The 16,751-nt window shown below is 47.3% G+C and carries 18 protein-coding genes; 13 read left to right on the top strand and 5 right to left on the bottom strand.

Annotated features, from left to right (window positions below):
• The first annotated feature begins 421 nt into the window (after positions 1–421).
• From GPL15_RS00880 to GPL15_RS00825, 12 genes are all read left to right on the top strand, one after another.
• Complete coding sequence (locus tag GPL15_RS00880) at positions 422–1,372, top strand: nucleoside hydrolase (protein WP_215695143.1); 951 nt, start codon at positions 422–424, stop codon at positions 1,370–1,372.
• A 15-nt stretch (positions 1,373–1,387) separates the two neighbouring features.
• A complete protein-coding gene (locus GPL15_RS00875) occupies positions 1,388–2,479 on the top strand; it encodes a nucleoside 2-deoxyribosyltransferase (RefSeq protein WP_215695142.1) in 1,092 nt (363 codons plus the stop codon).
• A gap of 199 nt (positions 2,480–2,678) precedes the next feature.
• On the top strand, positions 2,679–3,341 hold the full coding sequence (locus GPL15_RS00870) for an MgtC/SapB family protein (RefSeq protein ID WP_215695141.1): 663 nt from the start codon (positions 2,679–2,681) through the stop codon (positions 3,339–3,341).
• A gap of 141 nt (positions 3,342–3,482) precedes the next feature.
• The gene (locus GPL15_RS00865) at positions 3,483–4,763 is read left to right on the top strand and encodes an alkyl/aryl-sulfatase (RefSeq protein WP_215695140.1); all 1,281 of its coding nucleotides are present in this window, start codon (positions 3,483–3,485) and stop codon (positions 4,761–4,763) included.
• 138 nt (positions 4,764–4,901) lie between these two features.
• A complete protein-coding gene (locus tag GPL15_RS00860; RefSeq protein WP_215695139.1) occupies positions 4,902–5,582 on the top strand; it encodes a DUF2461 domain-containing protein in 681 nt (226 codons plus the stop codon).
• 63 nt (positions 5,583–5,645) lie between these two features.
• Positions 5,646–6,215, top strand: coding sequence for a TetR/AcrR family transcriptional regulator (locus GPL15_RS00855; RefSeq protein WP_215695138.1), 570 nt, complete (start codon positions 5,646–5,648; stop codon positions 6,213–6,215).
• A 78-nt stretch (positions 6,216–6,293) separates the two neighbouring features.
• Positions 6,294–6,917, top strand: a complete 624-nt coding sequence (locus GPL15_RS00850) for a class I SAM-dependent methyltransferase (protein ID WP_215695137.1) — start codon at positions 6,294–6,296, stop codon at positions 6,915–6,917.
• 178 nt (positions 6,918–7,095) lie between these two features.
• Positions 7,096–7,347, top strand: a complete 252-nt coding sequence (locus tag GPL15_RS00845; protein WP_215695136.1) for a kinase to dihydroxyacetone kinase — start codon at positions 7,096–7,098, stop codon at positions 7,345–7,347.
• A gap of 61 nt (positions 7,348–7,408) precedes the next feature.
• Complete coding sequence (locus GPL15_RS00840) at positions 7,409–7,777, top strand: ACT domain-containing protein (RefSeq protein WP_215695135.1); 369 nt, start codon at positions 7,409–7,411, stop codon at positions 7,775–7,777.
• A 99-nt stretch (positions 7,778–7,876) separates the two neighbouring features.
• On the top strand, positions 7,877–9,010 hold the full coding sequence (locus GPL15_RS00835) for a DUF362 domain-containing protein (protein ID WP_215695134.1): 1,134 nt from the start codon (positions 7,877–7,879) through the stop codon (positions 9,008–9,010).
• A gap of 469 nt (positions 9,011–9,479) precedes the next feature.
• On the top strand, positions 9,480–10,394 hold the full coding sequence (locus tag GPL15_RS00830; protein ID WP_215695133.1) for a 3-isopropylmalate dehydrogenase: 915 nt from the start codon (positions 9,480–9,482) through the stop codon (positions 10,392–10,394).
• 90 nt (positions 10,395–10,484) lie between these two features.
• Positions 10,485–11,423: an AEC family transporter gene (locus GPL15_RS00825; protein ID WP_215695132.1), complete on the top strand. Its 939-nt coding sequence runs from the start codon at positions 10,485–10,487 to the stop codon at positions 11,421–11,423.
• Here GPL15_RS00825 and GPL15_RS27860 read toward each other — a convergent pair.
• Genes GPL15_RS27860 through GPL15_RS00805 form a run of 5 tightly spaced genes read right to left on the bottom strand, consistent with a single transcriptional unit; the run spans position 11,418 to position 15,034 of the window.
• Positions 11,418–11,615 (bottom strand): DUF6783 domain-containing protein, encoded by a 198-nt coding sequence (locus tag GPL15_RS27860; RefSeq protein WP_346344874.1) that lies wholly within the window; start codon positions 11,613–11,615, stop codon positions 11,418–11,420. The genes GPL15_RS00825 and GPL15_RS27860 overlap by 6 nt on opposite strands.
• Positions 11,616–11,643: 28 nt before the next feature.
• Positions 11,644–12,705 carry an ABC transporter substrate-binding protein gene (locus GPL15_RS00820; RefSeq protein ID WP_215695131.1) on the bottom strand — a complete coding sequence of 354 codons (1,062 nt, stop codon included), beginning with the start codon at positions 12,703–12,705 and terminating at the stop codon, positions 11,644–11,646.
• Positions 12,706–12,717: 12 nt separating this feature from the next.
• On the bottom strand, positions 12,718–13,518 hold the full coding sequence (locus tag GPL15_RS00815) for an ABC transporter ATP-binding protein (RefSeq protein ID WP_215695130.1): 801 nt from the start codon (positions 13,516–13,518) through the stop codon (positions 12,718–12,720).
• Positions 13,494–14,273: an ABC transporter permease gene (locus GPL15_RS00810; RefSeq protein ID WP_252198007.1), complete on the bottom strand. Its 780-nt coding sequence runs from the start codon at positions 14,271–14,273 to the stop codon at positions 13,494–13,496. Before GPL15_RS00810 ends, GPL15_RS00815 begins: the two co-directional genes overlap by 25 nt.
• Before the next feature lie 17 nt (positions 14,274–14,290).
• On the bottom strand, positions 14,291–15,034 hold the full coding sequence (locus tag GPL15_RS00805) for an SIS domain-containing protein (protein WP_215695128.1): 744 nt from the start codon (positions 15,032–15,034) through the stop codon (positions 14,291–14,293).
• Between the two features lie 199 nt (positions 15,035–15,233).
• On the opposite strand from GPL15_RS00805, the gene GPL15_RS00800 reads away from it, so the two are divergent.
• A complete protein-coding gene (locus GPL15_RS00800) occupies positions 15,234–16,721 on the top strand; it encodes a HAMP domain-containing sensor histidine kinase (protein ID WP_215695127.1) in 1,488 nt (495 codons plus the stop codon).
• Positions 16,722–16,751 lie beyond the last annotated feature (30 nt).

Below are 16,751 nucleotides of genomic sequence, written 5' to 3'. Positions count from 1 at the left end.
TGGGCTAGCTGGGGCAGGCAGAACCGGGGCAAGCAAACCGGGGCAGGCAAACCGGGGCAGTCGGGGCCTGACTGACCGGGGCATACCCGGTCTGGGGCAGGTACGGGCGTGACGGAGTTTGAACCGGAATGGCCGGACCTGGTTAAATTTGTAAAATTGAATTTATTGCAGACAGAAGTTATGGAATACAGGCAGGGACCGCAGATAAAGGATTGATTTATCCTCCGCTATCCGCGGTCCATTTGTTTATAGAAAAACCCCCTTTCTTTGGGTCCGGCATGGAGGATTGGCGGTGAAAAAATATTTGCTAAATAAATGATAAATATTTTTAAAATATTGTTGAAATAGTAAATGAAAGATGATATAATTTATCAAACGATAAAAATTTAGCAAATATTTACCAAAGGAAGGAAAGAAGACGATGGCAAAGAAAATTATTCTTGATTGTGACCCTGGTATGGATGATTCCATGGCAATTGTGATGGCATGTAAATCAGAGGATTTGGACGTATTGGCAGTGACTACGGTCAATGGAAACTATCCGGTGGATATCACCAGCAAAAATGCGCTGAAAATTTTGGAGATGCTGGGCCGCACGGACATTCCGGTGGGGAAGGGAATGCCTGCCCCTATTGTGAGAGAATCGCCGAAGGATCCATTTACCCACGGAACGGACGGACAGGCGGAGAATTTCCTGCCGGAGCCCACTACCCCTCTTTGCGAAAAGCACGCTGTTGATCTGATGATTGATCTCATCAAAGAGAACGCGGGTGAGATTTACATATTATGTACGGCTCCTATGAGCAATCTGGCTATGGCTATGATGAAGGCGCCTGAGATAAAAGACATGATCGCCGGTGTGTATGCGATTTCAGGAGCATTTGGCCTGAACAAATACGCATTTGCCAATGCGACGGGAGATACGCCTCAAAGTGAGTGGAACGTCTATGTGGATCCGGAAGCGGCCGATATTGTATACCGGTCAGGGGTGAAGCTGGTGGCCATCGGCCTGGATGTGGCTACCCATTTTGATGTAAATCTGACGGATAAAGATATCGAAGATTTGAAAAACAGCGATAAAAAGGAAGCGAAATTCCTGCTTCAGGCCATTAATTTTGTGAACGGAAGAGGGTTTGAAGCATATTGTACGGTTATAGACTGCATGGCGGTGGGATATGCCATTGATCCCACTTTAGTGGAGACATTTATGGGAAGAGTGGGGATCGAGACCAAGGGAGAACTGACCCTGGGCAACACGGTATTGGACGCGAGACACCATCACGTTTGGGAACACCTTCCGCTGATCGAGATCGCCAAAAGCGCTGACCATGAAAGATTTCTGCAGTTACTGATGAAACTGGTACTGTCATAAAGAGGGGGGAAGCCAATGTTTGAGAACGAAAAGATTTATATCGCCGGGCCCGAATGCTTTTACACCGGAGGCCCAGCCGTTTTAAATGCCATGAGACGGAGGGCCGAGAGCCTGGGATTCGGCGTAACCCTGCCCAACGACCATCCGCTGGATATGGAGAACCCCAGCCTTCAGAAGAGGGCGGACAGCATTTTTGAAGATTTGAAGGTGGATATGAACGAATCCACCGCCATTATTGCAGATTTGGAAGCTTACAGGGGATCGGAAGCGGACAGCGGCACTATTTATGAAATCGGTATGGCATACGCCAGGGGAATCCGGTGTTATGGATATACCAGGGATAAAAGGCCCCTGGCCTGGAAAGACCAGAAATACGTGATGAGGGATAAGAAGGTTTATGACGAACACGGCAGGCTGGCGCCGTATAAAGACCTTCCATTTTCACCCTGTGTTGTTGGTTCCACCAAGATCGTGGAAGGGGATTTTGACGACTGTCTCAAGATGCTGATGACGGACATTGAAGAAGAGCATAAATCCGCCGGAAGAGGTGCGGGTAAAACATCCCAATCCACAAGCGCCACTGCTAAAAAGGGCGGACGCCCCATGGTGTATCTGGCGGGGATGGAACGGTACGATGAAGACGCAGAAGAAAAGTATGAGATCATGAAAAGAATCTGCGATAAATACGGGATGGATGCCTGTACGCCGTGTGACTGGGCCGACGGAGTGAGCCGGATCCATACGGATAACCCATACACAGCCGCCGCCAATCTGCTGGAGAATTACGCCGCTCATGTGAGAAACTGCGATCTGATCGTAGCTGACCTGAATGACTACAGAGGGTATGAATGCAGCAATGACGTGGGGTTTGAATGCGGGATGGCCTTCCAGCTTGGAAAACAGCTATATGGATATATGGACGATGCAAGACCTGTAAAATACCGCATCCCCCATCTGGGGGAGGACAGGGAATACAGGGATATGAGCGGATGCAATGTGGAGGATTTCGATTATCCGCTGAACCTGATGTTCGGTTGTTCCATGAAGATATTTGAAGGGGCATTTGAAGCGGTTATGGAGCGCATAGCTGAAGATTATTTTAAGTAACCGTTCAGACGGCGGGAAATTCAGTTCAGAAAGCGGCGCTTCTTGACCGGTTATTGCGGTCGGGAAGATTACCCCTTTGTATTGTTATTATTTAAAAAGAACGGAATATCGAGATAAGGATAAAGAAATCCCTCTGAGCGGCGAGAATCAAGCCCGCAGAGGGATTTCTCCGATTGAAAGGCGACAGAAAGGAGACGGTATGAGTTATGCGGAATTGATGACCCAGATGGAGTTTGTTCTCAGGATTGTGGGAGCCTGTGTCTGCGGCATTGTGATTGGTTATGAAAGGAAAAACAGGAATAAGGAGGCTGGGATCAGAACCCATGCCATCGTAGCGCTGGGATCGGCTCTGATCATGATTGTATCCAAATACGGGTTTGAGGATATACCCGACTATGATGCGTCCAGGGTTGCGGCTCAGATTGTCAGCGGAATCGGTTTTCTGGGAGCGGGAATCATTTTTATCAAAAATAATACGGTCAGCGGGCTTACAACCGCGGCCGGAATCTGGGCCACATCCGGCATCGGAATGGCCATCGGGGCGGGCCTTTACTATATAGGCGGAATAACGGCGCTGCTGATCGTTTTCATCCAGTTCATTCTGCACCGCAGGTTTATTATAAATTCTGAGCACAAATACGAGATGGTCGAACTGATGATAAATAACAATCCGGAAACCATGGGGATCATCCAGGGTGAATTCGCAAGAAATAACATCGAGGTGATATCAATGGATATGGAGAGAATGCAGGGCGGAGGGTTCAAAGCCGAACTGGGGATTGTGCTGCCTAAGGAATGCAGTAAAAGCAGGCTGACGGAACTGCTTTTAAGCTGCGGCGACGTAAACGGAGTGAAGTGTTAAGTTACCTCTGCGCTTTGGAGTACTGCGTAAAAACAGGGCGGTACAGAATTGTAAAATAGACATTGTGTTTCACATTTGATACAATGAAAATCAACACATGAAATTTGTGAATCCACGATGTGATGATGGGAGAAAAGCGCGATGTTAATCAGCAATGGGGAAGAGTTGTTAAGAGAGTTTTCAAAAGGGGCCTATCCGTATGAGGTATATCAAATCAATGACAGGGTCTGCCATGTGGTAGGATTAGGCCACAGCAACAGCTGTGTGATAGAAGGTGATACTTCGGTGATTCTGGTGGATGCCCTGGATACCGATTTGAGGGCCGAAAAGCTGAAAAGCCTGATCAGGGAGAAAACCGATAAGCCGGTACGGACGATTATTTATACACATGGGCACCCGGATCACAGAGGCGGCGCCGCTGCGTTTAAAGACACGGTACAGGAGATCATTATGTTCGGGCCTAAAAAGCCTGTTCTCAAACATACCGACAGGATCGGCGGTATTTTGGCTAAAAGGACAAACCGGCAGTTTGGATATGGCCTGTCCGACGAAGAATGTTTCTGCCAGGGGATCGGAATCCGTGAAGGGAAGGCCTGCGGTGAAGGGAACTATAATTTTCTTCCGCCGGACACGGTTTACCATGAAGAGGAAGTGGAGAGGGAGATCGACGGCGTTAAGATGAAGATGGTTTCCGCGGTAGGTGAAACAGATGACCAGATGTTTATCTGGCTGGAAGAGGATGGCGTCATATGCTGCGGCGACAACTATTTCGGCTGCTTTCCAAATCTCTATGCCCTGAGGGGGAGCCAGTACCGCGACGCTGCGGCCTGGGTGGATTCTCTGGAAAAGATCATGGAATACGGGGCCAAGGCCCTGCTCCCAGGCCATACAAAACCGGTTCTCGGATCGGACAATGTCCGGGAGGTGCTGGGGAATTATAAAGACGCCATCGAATACATTTTACTGAATACCCTGGACTGCATGAACCGGGGAATGAGCATGTCCCAGTGTGCGGAGCAGGTGGTTTTGCCTGAAAAGTACAGGAAACTGCCCTATCTGGGTGAATTTTACGGGGCGGCGGAATGGGCTGTCAAAGGGATCTATACAGGTTATGTGGGCTGGTTTGACGGAAATCCTGCCAATCTCCATCCTCTGCCGGATCAGGAATTCAGCAGCAAATTAGTCTCCATGATTTCCGCAGAGAAGGTGCTGGAAGAGAGCAGGGAGGCCATGGAAAATGGCAGCTTTCAGATGGCTCTCCAGCTATGTGACCTGCTGATCCAGGCAAAAGAGGAGGAGAGCGCTGCAAAACAGTTAAAACGCCAGGCATTACTGGCACTGGCCCGTCAGGAGACCAGCGCCAATGGAAGGAATTATTACATGATGTCAGCAAAAGAAATGGAAGCTGGGGACAGGGAATAAAAAATAATTTGAAATTTGTGGTCACAAAACGGGACTCCGCTTGTCTAACACTTATAGGAGGTAAATGAAACGGAAAGGCTATAATATATAATATGCCTGAACCGTTCAGGATAACTGTAGGAAGATGAGGAGGTACAGATGAATACAAAATTGATATTGGACTATTTAAAGGATCTGGAAGAGAATAATAATCAGGAATGGTATCATGCCCATAAGGAAGAATACAAGCAGGCGTACGATGAGTTTTTAAAGGTAATAGAAGCGTTTATGATGGAATTGGGGAAAATGGAGCCGGCAGTGCTGGAATATGAACCCAAACAGCTCACATTCAAACTGAACCGGGATACCAGGTTCAGCAAGGATAAATCCCCATACAATCCGTCTTTCCGCGCCCACATCTCATCAAAAGGGAAACTTCCGGTTCCTGTGGGCTGGTTCCTGGTTTTGAAACCATCAGGCTCTTTTTTAGGCGGAGGTCTGTTTGCCGACATGTTTAAAGACGCCACGGACAGGGTCCGGGATTATATCACGGCCCATGGTAAAGAGTGGGAAGAGATCATAGAAAACCCTGAATTTAAGGAGCGGTTCCAGGTAAAGGGGAATGCCTTAAAGAACGTGCCCAAGGGATACGATGCCGCCCATCCCCAGGCCGAATATCTGAAATATAAAAGCTGGTTTCTGGAGTATTTTATGGAGGATGAACAGATCCTGGACAGTGAGAAATTTATAGAAGAGGCGCTGGAAGCCTGCAGAATCATGAAACCGTTTAATGACTTTTTAAATAGAGCCCTGGACGGCTTTCAGATGCCCAGCCGGTAAAGGTTGAACAAAAGTCATTGACAAATATTCAATCAAGGCTTATCTTAATATTGAGGTGAGAAAATGCGCATATCCAAAGAGCCGGAAGTGAGAAAACAGGAAATCATAGATACGGCCATGAAAGTATTTGCCCAAAAGGGTTACGAGGCTGCGACCATGAAGGACATCGCCAGGGAGATGAATGTGGCTTCCGGCCTGTGCTATCACTATTTTGAGAATAAGCAGGTGTTGTATGAGACTGCGGTATCCCAGTATGCCAAAGCCTGCGCCGGTGTTTTTATTGAGATATTCCGGCAGACAGACCTTCCTCTGGAAGCGTGTCTGGAAAAGCTGGGGGCGGCCTGGCTGGGCGGACAGAGAAGGGGCTCTTATGCCTATGAAGAATTCTTCCACGGCGAGGGCAATGAGCTGTTCCACCGTCAGTTGGATATGCATATGATTCACGAAGTTGTGCCATATGTGGAAGTTTATCTGGAAGAATTAAAGAAACGGCAGGAGATTGAAGTTGAGGATGCCAGATCAGCGGCCCTTTTCATTTTAAACGGGCAGGCCGGGATCATCAATGATATGAGCATACCTGAAGAAAGAAGGTATGAACTCCTGAAAACCCTGATTGTAAAGGTTCTGAAATAACCCCGCTTTCAACGGCGGGGTACTTTTAAACAATGCGATTGAATAAGTGTCAATGAGAAAAAATCAATGGAGGAAAAGATGATTAAGAAAAAGGATTTCCGAGAGGAAACAAAACGGTATTTTGACAACACTGCCCTTGATTATGACAACAGCGGGGACAGGAAATTTGTACAGTGCCTTTACGGGGAAATAACCGCAAGGGCTGCGGCCATACCGGCAAAAACGGTGCTGGATCTGGGCTGTGGCAATGGAAATATTATCGGTATGCTGAGACAGCAGATGGAAGCCGCTTTTTACGGTGCGGATATTTCGGGAGAGATGATCCGGGAAGCCCGGAAACGCTTGGGGGAAGAGGTGAAACTGGATGTTGCCGATGCAGCGGAACTGCCCTATGATGATGAGATGTTTGACCTGGTCATTTGCAATGCTTCCTTTCACCATTACACCGACCCGGTTAAAGCGGTAATGGAAATCAGGCGTGTGCTGAAAAAGGGTGGAACCTTGATTTTAGGCGATCCCACAATTCCGGGACGGGTTTTCTTGAAACTGCTGAACTGGAGCCTTCATCAGGGGAATACGGGCGACTGCCGGATTTACTGTAAAAAAGATATTGTTCCCCTGTTTGCCGGACATGGGTTTGTTGTAGAGAACTGGAAGTCTGTTAATTACCGGACGTTTGTGTTCAATGCGGTCAAGATGTAATGGTTCAGGCGGTTCCTCTTCCAGACCGAAAAAAACGGTCAGGTGACTTGGATGTTCATCCGGTGAGAAATTTTCCTCTATCTGCACATCGCAAAATGAAAAAGACTATGATATAATTTAAGCATTATGTGCCTGAATCAAGCCATAATTGTGATTTTTATCGAATGGAGGGAACAACATGCTTGAATATAGATATGATACCCAACTGCTGTTGGAGGGTGAAGATCTGGACGAAGATAAAATTAGTGAATATTTTACAGACCATTTTAAAGGAGACTGCCTGCTGGCGGTTGGGGATGAGGAACTGGTTAAAATTCATTTTCATACCAATGAACCATGGAAGGTGCTGGAATACTGTGCATCCATGGGAGAGATTTATGATATTGTGATTGAAGATATGGAGAGGCAGGCGAAAGGGCTTCCGGGATGAGGAAAGCAGAGAGCTGATGATATGCGCGGAGAGTTAAGCTGGCCGCCAATAGGAGGATGACATGGAGATCAGGATTCTGGAACAGGATTTTTCAGTTTGTAAGTTAGAAGATTTGACCCAGGTGGATTTTTCAGATGAATTCTGCTTCATAGGAAAAACCGATGAAGAATTATCCCTGGTGTGCAGTACCAAACGCGTGCCGTCCAACACTGTGGAGAGAGAAGACGGCTGGAGGGCTTTTCGGATTCAGGGAACTCTGGATTTTTCCCTGATCGGCATTTTATCCAGGATTTCCGCCCTTCTGGCTGGCTGCGGGATCGGAATATTTGCCGTATCCACGTATAATGCGGATTATATTCTGACGAAAGCGGAGCAATTTGAGGCTGGGGTGAAGGCTTTGGAAGAGGATGGATATGAGATTATAAGGTAAAACCGTTACATTTTAAATGATGTTGCTGAAAAAAGGCTTGACCTAAACCTAACTTTAAGTGCTACACTAATACAAAATACTGGAATAGGAGTGATAGCAATGGAAAAGTCAAAGGTTTATTTTACAGATTTCCGCACAGTAGCGTTTGGAGACGGTCTTCCAACTAAATTAAAAAAGATGATAAAAAAAGCCGGTATCGGCCAGATAGATATGGAAGGGAAATTTGTCGCGATCAAGATGCATTTCGGTGAGTTGGGAAATATCAGCTATCTGCGGCCAAATTATGCAAAGGCAGTGGTGGATGTGGTCAGTGAGCTGGGCGGAAAGCCATTTCTCACAGACTGCAATACCATGTATCCGGGAAGCAGAAAGAATGCGCTGGAACATCTGCAGTGCGCATGGGAAAACGGATTCTCCCCATTGTCAGTGGGCTGTCCAATTTTGATCGGGGACGGACTGAAAGGTACGGACGACGTGCTGGTTCCTGTGGCCGGGGGCGAGTATGTGAAGGAAGCGAAAATCGGCAGGGCTGTTATGGATGCGGATGTATTTATCAGCCTGACCCATTTTAAAGGCCATGAGATGACTGGTTTTGGCGGCGCGATTAAGAATATCGGTATGGGATGCGGGTCCCGGGCCGGTAAGACGGAGCAGCACAGCAACGGAAAGCCATGTATTGTGGAAGAATCATGCCGGGGCTGCCGCAAATGCCAGAAGGAATGTGCCAACGACGGCCTTGTTTTCAATGAAGAGACCAAAAAGATGACGGTGGATTTGGATCACTGCGTGGGCTGCGGACGCTGTCTCGGCGCATGTAACTTTGATGCCATTGAGTTTAACGACAGCAATGCCAATGAAGTCCTTAACTGCCGCATGGCTGAATACACAAAAGCAGTGGTGGACGGAAGGCCAAACTTCCATATTTCATTGGTTGTGGACGTTTCCCCTAACTGTGACTGCCACGGTGAAAATGATGCGCCGATTCTGCCTAACATAGGCATGTTTGCGTCCTTCGACCCGCTGGCTCTCGATCAGGCCTGTGTGGATGCCTGCCTGGCGGCGGATCCTCTTCCCCACAGCCAGCTCAGTGACCATTTAGCCAGCCATGATTTTGTAGACCACCATGATCATTTTTCAAACTCGGCTCCGGAATCGGAGTGGCGGAGCTGCCTGGATCATGCGGAGAAGATCGGGCTTGGAAGCCGGGAATATGAATTGATTGTTGTGAAATAAAAGCATCTTTAATAGCTGGATTTTAAATAATACTGTTTTACATAATTCCTCTATGGACCGGAAGGGCATAGGGGAATTACTGAATTACTATAGAAGGTCCCCAACTGGCCCGGATTGCCGGCAGGGGATCTTTTATAGTAATATAGAGGCCTTTTCGGTCAAGAAGATGAGCCGTCTGAACTGTTGCTCTGGAATGGCTTTGATTTAGAAAAAAGATGGTGAAGGAATGGACAAGAAAAAATTATATGATATACTGAAATCATTCCTGAGTTTAGAATTACATTTCCTGCGGATTTCTTCCGCAGAATCATTTATTGCCGCAATGGCAGTCTGAGGTGTAAAACACCGTGATGACCGGTTCGGTCGAGAATTCAAAGCTTGAAATACGGATTGGAAGAGAGGTGGGGAATTTAGCCAGCATCTATTGAAGTTATGCCTTATTTTGATTATACTGAAAGGAGAAAAATGAATGGGGAAGAAAACCTTACAGTGGCACCCCGCGTTCCAGGCTGCCTTGCAGCTGGAACTGGACGAAGACCGTCCTTACCTTAGCTTTTTAGAGGAATATAATTTGAGTAAAAAGCCGCTGCAGATGGATACTCTGATCATAAAGCAAAAGCCGGATCATGTGGTTGCAAAGAGTATCGGGAGAATCTTTCGGCAGTTTAATGTTGTGGAATATAAAAGCCCGGAGGACTATGTAAGCATCAACGATTTTTACAAGGTTATGGGTTATGCATGCATTTATCAGTCCAATACGAAAAAAGTGATGGAGATACCGCCGGAGGAACTGACTGTTTCCTTTGTATGCAGTTGTTATCCAGCGGTATTAATCAAACATTTGGAAGAGATGTACAGGATCGGGCTGAGAATGGAGTATGAAGGGATTTATTATGTGGACGGGCTGATGTTTCCGATGCAGATTCTGATAACAAACCGGCTGCCCAAAGAGGAGTATATTTGGCTGAGCCGTCTGGGGAAGAACCTGGAACTGAAAGAGGATATTGAGCCATTGGCCAGGGCTTATAAGGGGAACGAAACAGACCCTTTGTACCAGGCGGTGATGGATTTGATTATCCGGGCCAATTGGGAGAAATATGAGGAGGTAAGAGATATGTGTGAAGCGTTAAGGGAATTATTTGCGGATGAACTGGCGGAACGAGAGGAAAGGGGACTTGAGAGAGGACTTGAAAATGGAATCGAGCGGGGCACCAGGCTAAAATTAATTTCGATAGTGCGCAAGAAACTAGAAAAAGGCCTGTCTGCCTCTGAAATTGCTGAACTGCTGGAAGAAGAGGAGGATGCGGTACATAGGATATACAGTGCAATTCAGGAACATGCGGGATGCACGGACGAAGAGGTTTACGAACTCTGTTTTAAATAAGAATTATGGAAGGTGAAGGCCTCCAGGGAAGGACAATACCGGATCTTCTCACAAGCATTTTTATAAAATATAATGGAATAAGGAGCAGACATGGAAAGTTTTATATTAGCATTCCGGGTAGTATTTCCGCTTTTATGCTTAATGGTTTTGGGATACTATTTGAAACAGAAGAAATTTATGGAAGAGAAAACCCTGAATCAGATGAACCGGGTAGTCTTCAATGTGTTTTTACCCTTTATGCTGTTTAAGAATATCTACAAAACGGAAATGGAGGAAGGGCTGGATTTTGGCATTGTACTGTTTGCATTGCTTGCTGTGCTGGGACTTTTTATATTTCTATGCCTGACCATTCCGCGTGTGGAAAAACGGAAGGAGCGGTCGTCGGTTATCATTCAGGGCCTTTACCGGAGCAACTTTGTGCTGCTGGGGATCAGCATTGTTTCCTCCATTTATGGAGAAGGGAATATCGGTATGACCGCATTTGTGGCGGCTACCATAATTCCGCTTTACAATGTGCTGGCCGTGATTCTGTTTGAAACATTCTGTACGGGAGAGTGCCATTTCAGCGGGATTTTAAAAGGGATTGCTAAAAATCCTCTGATCAGGGCATCTCTTTTAGGCTTTATTTTGTTAGCTGCCGGAATAAAAATCCCTGGCCCGGTCATGACTGTGGTAAATGATGTTTCATCCCTGGCGACGCCAATGTCTCTCATCGTGCTGGGTGGTATATTTACTTTTGAGGGGCTTAGAAAGTATAAGAAAGAACTTATTTTTGTTTCTGTGGGAAGGTTGATTCTGGTTCCCGCTGTGGTGGTGTGTCTCAGCCTGCTGATGGGATTTAAGGGGGCAAACCTGGCGGGGCTTATGGTGATGGCGGGAGCGCCTGCCGCCGTATCTTCCTGCGCCATGGCGGAACAGATGGGAGGAGATGCGGAACTGGCAGGGCTGATTATTGTGGTCACTTCTGTGTTATCGGTGTTCACCATCTTTTTGTGGATTTTCGGGCTCAATCTGGCCGGAGTACTATAAGTTGTTTTGTAAAAATGAGTTTGTACAGATAGTTAAAGGAAGGGGTGAGCGCTTTGCTGTTAGGGCGTGTTTGAAAATTCGTTCCCACCATCTGTACGCCCCGCCTGCAGTAGAATTCGTTCTGATTTGGCCAACGCAGCCCGCTGCGCTTTCCTCATCGGAACCGAATCTTCCACAAAGTGTGACGCACATCTGACGGAAAGCAATTCCCGAATACCTTTTAGTCTGCCAGCAGCGCTTCTTTCATGATATCCACCCTTACATAATCCTTTACATCTCCGGAATCCACCTTTTTATCTTTTATGAATCCGTCCAGCTGGCTTTGGTAGATATCGTAGAGGCTTTCATCTTCAATCATCTTTTTCAGATCATCGGCGCTGTAGAATACCGCTGAATCCCTGGTTTCCTGAAGCTTTTCAATCTCTAGTTTTCCGAATTTGGCGGACTGCTCAACCGTTTCATCCATGTGTCCGGCCCGGTATTGGTATACTTTATTTAATGCGCGGCAGAACCTGACTGCCACATCGCGGTTTTCTTCCAGATATTCCGGTGTGGCAACCCAGCTTCCGGGGAATGAACGTTCATCGATAAAATCCGATGTCTGGGCCAATACAGCCAGTTCTTCTTCTACTGTATTTCTGATCTTTACGGAATGGGTATCCCAGCTTGCGATGGCGTCGGCTTGTCCGGCTATGAAGGCTGATACGGCCCCTGCCATATCCATGGCGTAGATATTGACTTCATTTTTGCCGATCCCGGCCCTTTCCAGCGCCAGATTTAATATGGCCTCTCCGGAAGTTCCCAGTTGGGTAACGATTTTCTTCCCTTTCAAATCCTCCATCGTTTTGATTCCCGAACTTTTACGCACCAGAACCTGTTCTGAATTGCTGATATGGGAAAGGGAGATCACATCCGCCTGTCCCTGAGCGCACAGGGTATGGGCGCCGTGGCCGATATATCCGAACTGCAGGTCGCCGGAAACCATAGCGGCTATTTCCGGCGGGCCCGCTGTAAACTGGACCCAGTTGACTTTCAGCCCTTCTTCTGCAAAATAGCCCTTTGCTTCTCCTAAGCCCGGCACACAGAGGGCGGCCAGGCCAGGGTGATAGGCTGCGCTGATCTCTGTCAATTCCTTTTGCTCCTGTCCGGCCGTTGTTTCAGTCCGGGCCGCTGTTTCAGTCTGTGCTGCCGTCTCAGTCCGGGCCGCAGACGGCTTTGTGCAGGCGCCAAGAGCCAGTGACATCACCATGCCTGTAATAAAAACTGTTGTTCTGTATTTCATACTGGTTTCCTCCTATTTTTTCTGAGCCAGATATTCCGTATATACTTCAGACCATATCTCATTTTTAATTTCGATAAAACGGGGTTCCATTTTTGTTTCCTGATTTCTGGGATAGGGGATGTCGATATCCACGATCCGTTTGATTCTTGCCGGGCGGCTGCTCATGATCACCACTCTCTGCGCCAGAAGGACGGCCTCTTCCACATCATGAGTGATAAAAAAGCAGGTTTTCTGCTCCTGTTCCCAAGTGTCCAGAAGATCCGACTGAAGCTGGGCTCTGGTCTGGGCATCCAGCGCTCCGAAGGGTTCGTCCAGCAAGAGAAGCTGGGGATTCATGGCAAATGCCCTGGCTATGGCAACTCTCTGTTTCATGCCGCCGGACAGTTCTTTGGGATAGGAACCTGAGAATTCGTCCAAGCCTACCATTTTAATATATTTTTCAGCGGCTTTTTCTGCCTGTTCCCTGTTCATCTTCTTATTTTTCAGGCCGTACATGATATTTTTTTTAACGGTCAGCCAGGGAAAAAGCGCATACTGCTGGAAGACCACGCCCCGTTCGGTGCTGGGTTCTTCCACTTTTTCACCATCTACCAGAATTTCGCCTCCTGTGGCCTGATCCAGCCCGGCCATAATGTTGAGCAGCGTGGATTTTCCACATCCGGACGGCCCCACCACACAGACAAATTCATTTTCATAAATCTGAAGGTTGATGTGATTCAGCGCTTTTACAGGACCCCGGCTGCTTTGGTAGACGCGGTCTATGTTTCTGATATCCACCTTTACTTTTTTTACACCGTTCTCGTTTCCTGCCATCCGGTAATCCTCCTCTCCAAAACCGCGATCACGCGGTCCAATAAAAATCCGATGATTCCGATGATTAAAATCCCCAGAAGCACTACATCCATCTGGAAATACATGCTGGCTTCCTGAATCATCTGCCCCAGGCCGATCTGTGCTCCGGTCAACTCTGCCGCCACAAGGGTGGTCAGTGACGCCGACATGCCCAACCTCATTGCGACCAGGATATGGGGCAGGGAAGAGGGGATGATCACCCGGTAAAAGATCTGAAAATCATTGCTTCCCAGCACCCGGGCCGCTTTAATCAAGGTATTGTCCACCCCGATTACGCCCTGATAGATGGAAATCACCATAACCAGAAAGGAACCGATGAAGATTACAGTGATTTTAGCGGATTCACCAATGCCCTGTGCCACGATGACCAAGGGGATGTATGCGATGGGCGGTATGCTCTTAATGAACTTCACCCATGGTTCCACGATCAGCCGGAACGGCTTATACCATCCCATTAAAAATGATACCGGCAGAGCGCATATAAATGCCAGGGAAAATCCCCCCAGAGCCCTTGACAAACTGGCCCCGATATGGGTCCAGATCACTCCGCCTTCCGATTTTGCGGCGAATGCCCTGCATACCTTTGCCGGGCTGGCAAATATTTTGCCTGCGGAAGAGGAAGAAATTGCTATCCATACGATCATAAAAATGCTGAAAGATAAAATGCCGAACAGCGCTGAAGTTTTCTGCGCCCATATTTTTTTAGTTTGTTCCATTCTGCGCCTCCATTTCATTACAGGTAATGAATCCTGTCCTTATATTCCTCCAGCAGGCGGCGGTTTTCTTCGTCTCCCCCGTCTACATTCGTGCTATGCACGACCGGAGGCACAAATCCTTTTTCCAGCAGCAGTTCACAGGTGCGGATTTCCAGTGTATGGCCGATAAAGGACGCTGTGATGGTTGAGGTAGCGGCTACCTTCTGTTTCATACCTTCAATTAAAATGCTGGCGTCTCCAAAATCTCCGCAGTCATCGATCACCACGTCACTTACATCATACAGCATATAGCCTTTTGGATCAAAAGAAGTTACATTTTGGGCAAATTCCATGTTGATTATGGAAGAGACGAATATTCCCCTCTGTCTGGCCTCTACGGCCATTTCCGTCACAATCGGAATGCGGCCCGCCACAGAATGTATGATCAGCATATCCCCGCTTTTGATGGGCACGCTGTTCAATACCAGCGCCCCGGAACCGGGAAGCTTTTCCAGTTCCGACGTGGTGGTAATGGGCCGGTTGCTGACCAAGGTTCCGGGATGGAGGATCGGATTGGCCAGAATCAGCCCTCCTGCCCGGTGGTACAAATCCTGGGTGAAGATTCCCGCATGTCCGGGGCCGAACAGAAAAATGCTGCCTCCGTTTATGATGGTTTCCGCCATCTTTCCCGCAGTTTCTTCTATTTCTTTTTCCTGTGTGGAACTGATTTTCTGAAGCATCTCCATAACGTGGTCCAAATACATTTTTGAATAGTTACTCATAACAGCCTTCTCCTTTAATTTTCGTCTCATTTGTCCGGACAAATTGAGTGGTTAAGCAGATCATAACACAGATATTTTTTCTCAGGCAGTCATAAATTTTTTATACCCCCCGGCCTTGGTTTCCTTCATTGACTGCCTATGGAAAGCGTGCTACAATCGACACAAATAACCCTTGTCCCTTCCATTTAAGGAGGTAATCATGTTCTTTTATTTGCTCACATTGGCGATTTCCTGTTTATTAGTGGTTTTTCTGATAAAAGACATCAAGGTCATTTATTTCGTGCTGGTTTTTCTTGGCCTCACTCTGCTCATTATAGGCTTTATGTTCTACTTTGCCAAAATCGGAGGCATTTCAAATGAACTGTTCACCATTTTTTATCTGTCCAGGCCGCTTCATGACTACATGCAGAATTATCCCATAGGAAGCAATCTGCTGAACCAGATCATTAATTCGGGGCGGAGCCTGGCTCTCTATGGATTTTTTACATTTTCTATCAGTGAAACTCTGGCTGCCGGAAAATGCAGCCGCAAACTCTGTCTGGGTCTGGCCGCACTGCCGTCCCTTCTCCTGTTCACCGCATTCACCCCTCAGGTTTATTTTTGGCTGGCAGCCAATTGTCCCCAGAGTGTTCTTAAAAATATGGATACAGGGTTCCGCCTGCTGATGATCACTGTGATCCTGTTTTCTGCCGGCCTGCTGATCCATAACTTTACCAAGGTCCGCGTCAAATGGCTCCGCAGCAAGCTGCTCAGCCTCTATGTTTCCATGTGTGCGCTGATGCTCTTTTTTACGGTCATCGGCATTATCACTCCGCTGCAGGTGGTTTTGCTGGACCGCATTTATTTCCTGCTTTCCCGCATCTTTTTCTACAGCAGCCGCTGGTCCGACCGGTACTGGAAGGCCATCATCGGCTGTTCCATCTGCTTTACGATTCTCTGTGTGATCTCCTTTACCCGTTATCTGAAGATGGAACGGCTGCTGGCAAAGCCCAACGGTTCCATTGAAAAACGGCAGGCGAACAGCGATTTGGGAGTGCGCGTGATCGCCCACAGCATAAAAAATAATCTGATATCCAATATGGTGATTTTGAAGGAATTGGAAGAGCATCTGAAGGAAAACGGCGATGAGCAGTCCAGGGAAATGATAAGCTGCCTGATCGACGGAAACAGCTCCGTGCTGGACAAAATGAATGATCTGAATAATTTTTTTAAAGAAAAGAAGTTCCATTTTGAAAAACTCCCGGTTACGGATCTCATTAGGAAGGCCAAAGCGGAATTCGAATCCATTTCAGAAAGAGAGCTGGAGATACAGGAAGAGGAAGACGGCCTGTTTGTCCTGGCCGACGGGCAGCTTTTGACCCAGACGCTGGTGAATATTCTGAAAAATGCGCTGGAAGCCATAAAAGGGATTGGGGACGGCAGTGTAGAGGTGCTGGTGTTTTCAAACCACTATCAGGTCATTATTGAAGTCCGCGACAATGGAATCGGTATACCCAGGGATCAATTAAAACAGATCTTCACCCCATTTTACACCTCAAAGAATTCGAAAAACAATTGGGGGCTGGGGCTGGCATATGCGGAAAAGATCATTAAGATGCATAAAGGCATGATCAGGATCGAGAGCAGGGTAAATGAAGGAACTTCCGTCTACCTGATGCTTCCCCTGTACGAAGCGCGGAGAAAATAAACCTGAATCACTTTAAGGAATGGAGGAAAA

The sequence above is a fragment of the Clostridium sp. MCC353 genome (assembly GCF_018785315.1).
Lineage (GTDB): Bacteria > Bacillota > Clostridia > Lachnospirales > Lachnospiraceae > CHH4-2.
Note: the sequence above shows the minus strand (reverse complement) of the source record. Positions and strands in the feature narration are given on the sequence as shown.

Coding starts and splice junctions, on each gene's coding strand:
- GPL15_RS00880 (WP_215695143.1), top strand. CDS start 422: ATGGCAAAGAAAATTATTCTTGATTGTGACCCTGGTATGGATGATTCC.
- GPL15_RS00875 (WP_215695142.1), top strand. CDS start 1,388: ATGTTTGAGAACGAAAAGATTTATATCGCCGGGCCCGAATGCTTTTAC.
- GPL15_RS00870 (WP_215695141.1), top strand. CDS start 2,679: ATGAGTTATGCGGAATTGATGACCCAGATGGAGTTTGTTCTCAGGATT.
- GPL15_RS00865 (WP_215695140.1), top strand. CDS start 3,483: ATGTTAATCAGCAATGGGGAAGAGTTGTTAAGAGAGTTTTCAAAAGGG.
- GPL15_RS00860 (WP_215695139.1), top strand. CDS start 4,902: ATGAATACAAAATTGATATTGGACTATTTAAAGGATCTGGAAGAGAAT.
- GPL15_RS00855 (WP_215695138.1), top strand. CDS start 5,646: ATGCGCATATCCAAAGAGCCGGAAGTGAGAAAACAGGAAATCATAGAT.
- GPL15_RS00850 (WP_215695137.1), top strand. CDS start 6,294: ATGATTAAGAAAAAGGATTTCCGAGAGGAAACAAAACGGTATTTTGAC.
- GPL15_RS00845 (WP_215695136.1), top strand. CDS start 7,096: ATGCTTGAATATAGATATGATACCCAACTGCTGTTGGAGGGTGAAGAT.
- GPL15_RS00840 (WP_215695135.1), top strand. CDS start 7,409: ATGGAGATCAGGATTCTGGAACAGGATTTTTCAGTTTGTAAGTTAGAA.
- GPL15_RS00835 (WP_215695134.1), top strand. CDS start 7,877: ATGGAAAAGTCAAAGGTTTATTTTACAGATTTCCGCACAGTAGCGTTT.
- GPL15_RS00830 (WP_215695133.1), top strand. CDS start 9,480: ATGGGGAAGAAAACCTTACAGTGGCACCCCGCGTTCCAGGCTGCCTTG.
- GPL15_RS00825 (WP_215695132.1), top strand. CDS start 10,485: ATGGAAAGTTTTATATTAGCATTCCGGGTAGTATTTCCGCTTTTATGC.
- GPL15_RS27860 (WP_346344874.1), bottom strand. CDS start 11,615: ATGTGCGTCACACTTTGTGGAAGATTCGGTTCCGATGAGGAAAGCGCA.
- GPL15_RS00820 (WP_215695131.1), bottom strand. CDS start 12,705: ATGAAATACAGAACAACAGTTTTTATTACAGGCATGGTGATGTCACTG.
- GPL15_RS00815 (WP_215695130.1), bottom strand. CDS start 13,518: ATGGCAGGAAACGAGAACGGTGTAAAAAAAGTAAAGGTGGATATCAGA.
- GPL15_RS00810 (WP_252198007.1), bottom strand. CDS start 14,273: ATGGAACAAACTAAAAAAATATGGGCGCAGAAAACTTCAGCGCTGTTC.
- GPL15_RS00805 (WP_215695128.1), bottom strand. CDS start 15,034: ATGAGTAACTATTCAAAAATGTATTTGGACCACGTTATGGAGATGCTT.
- GPL15_RS00800 (WP_215695127.1), top strand. CDS start 15,234: ATGTTCTTTTATTTGCTCACATTGGCGATTTCCTGTTTATTAGTGGTT.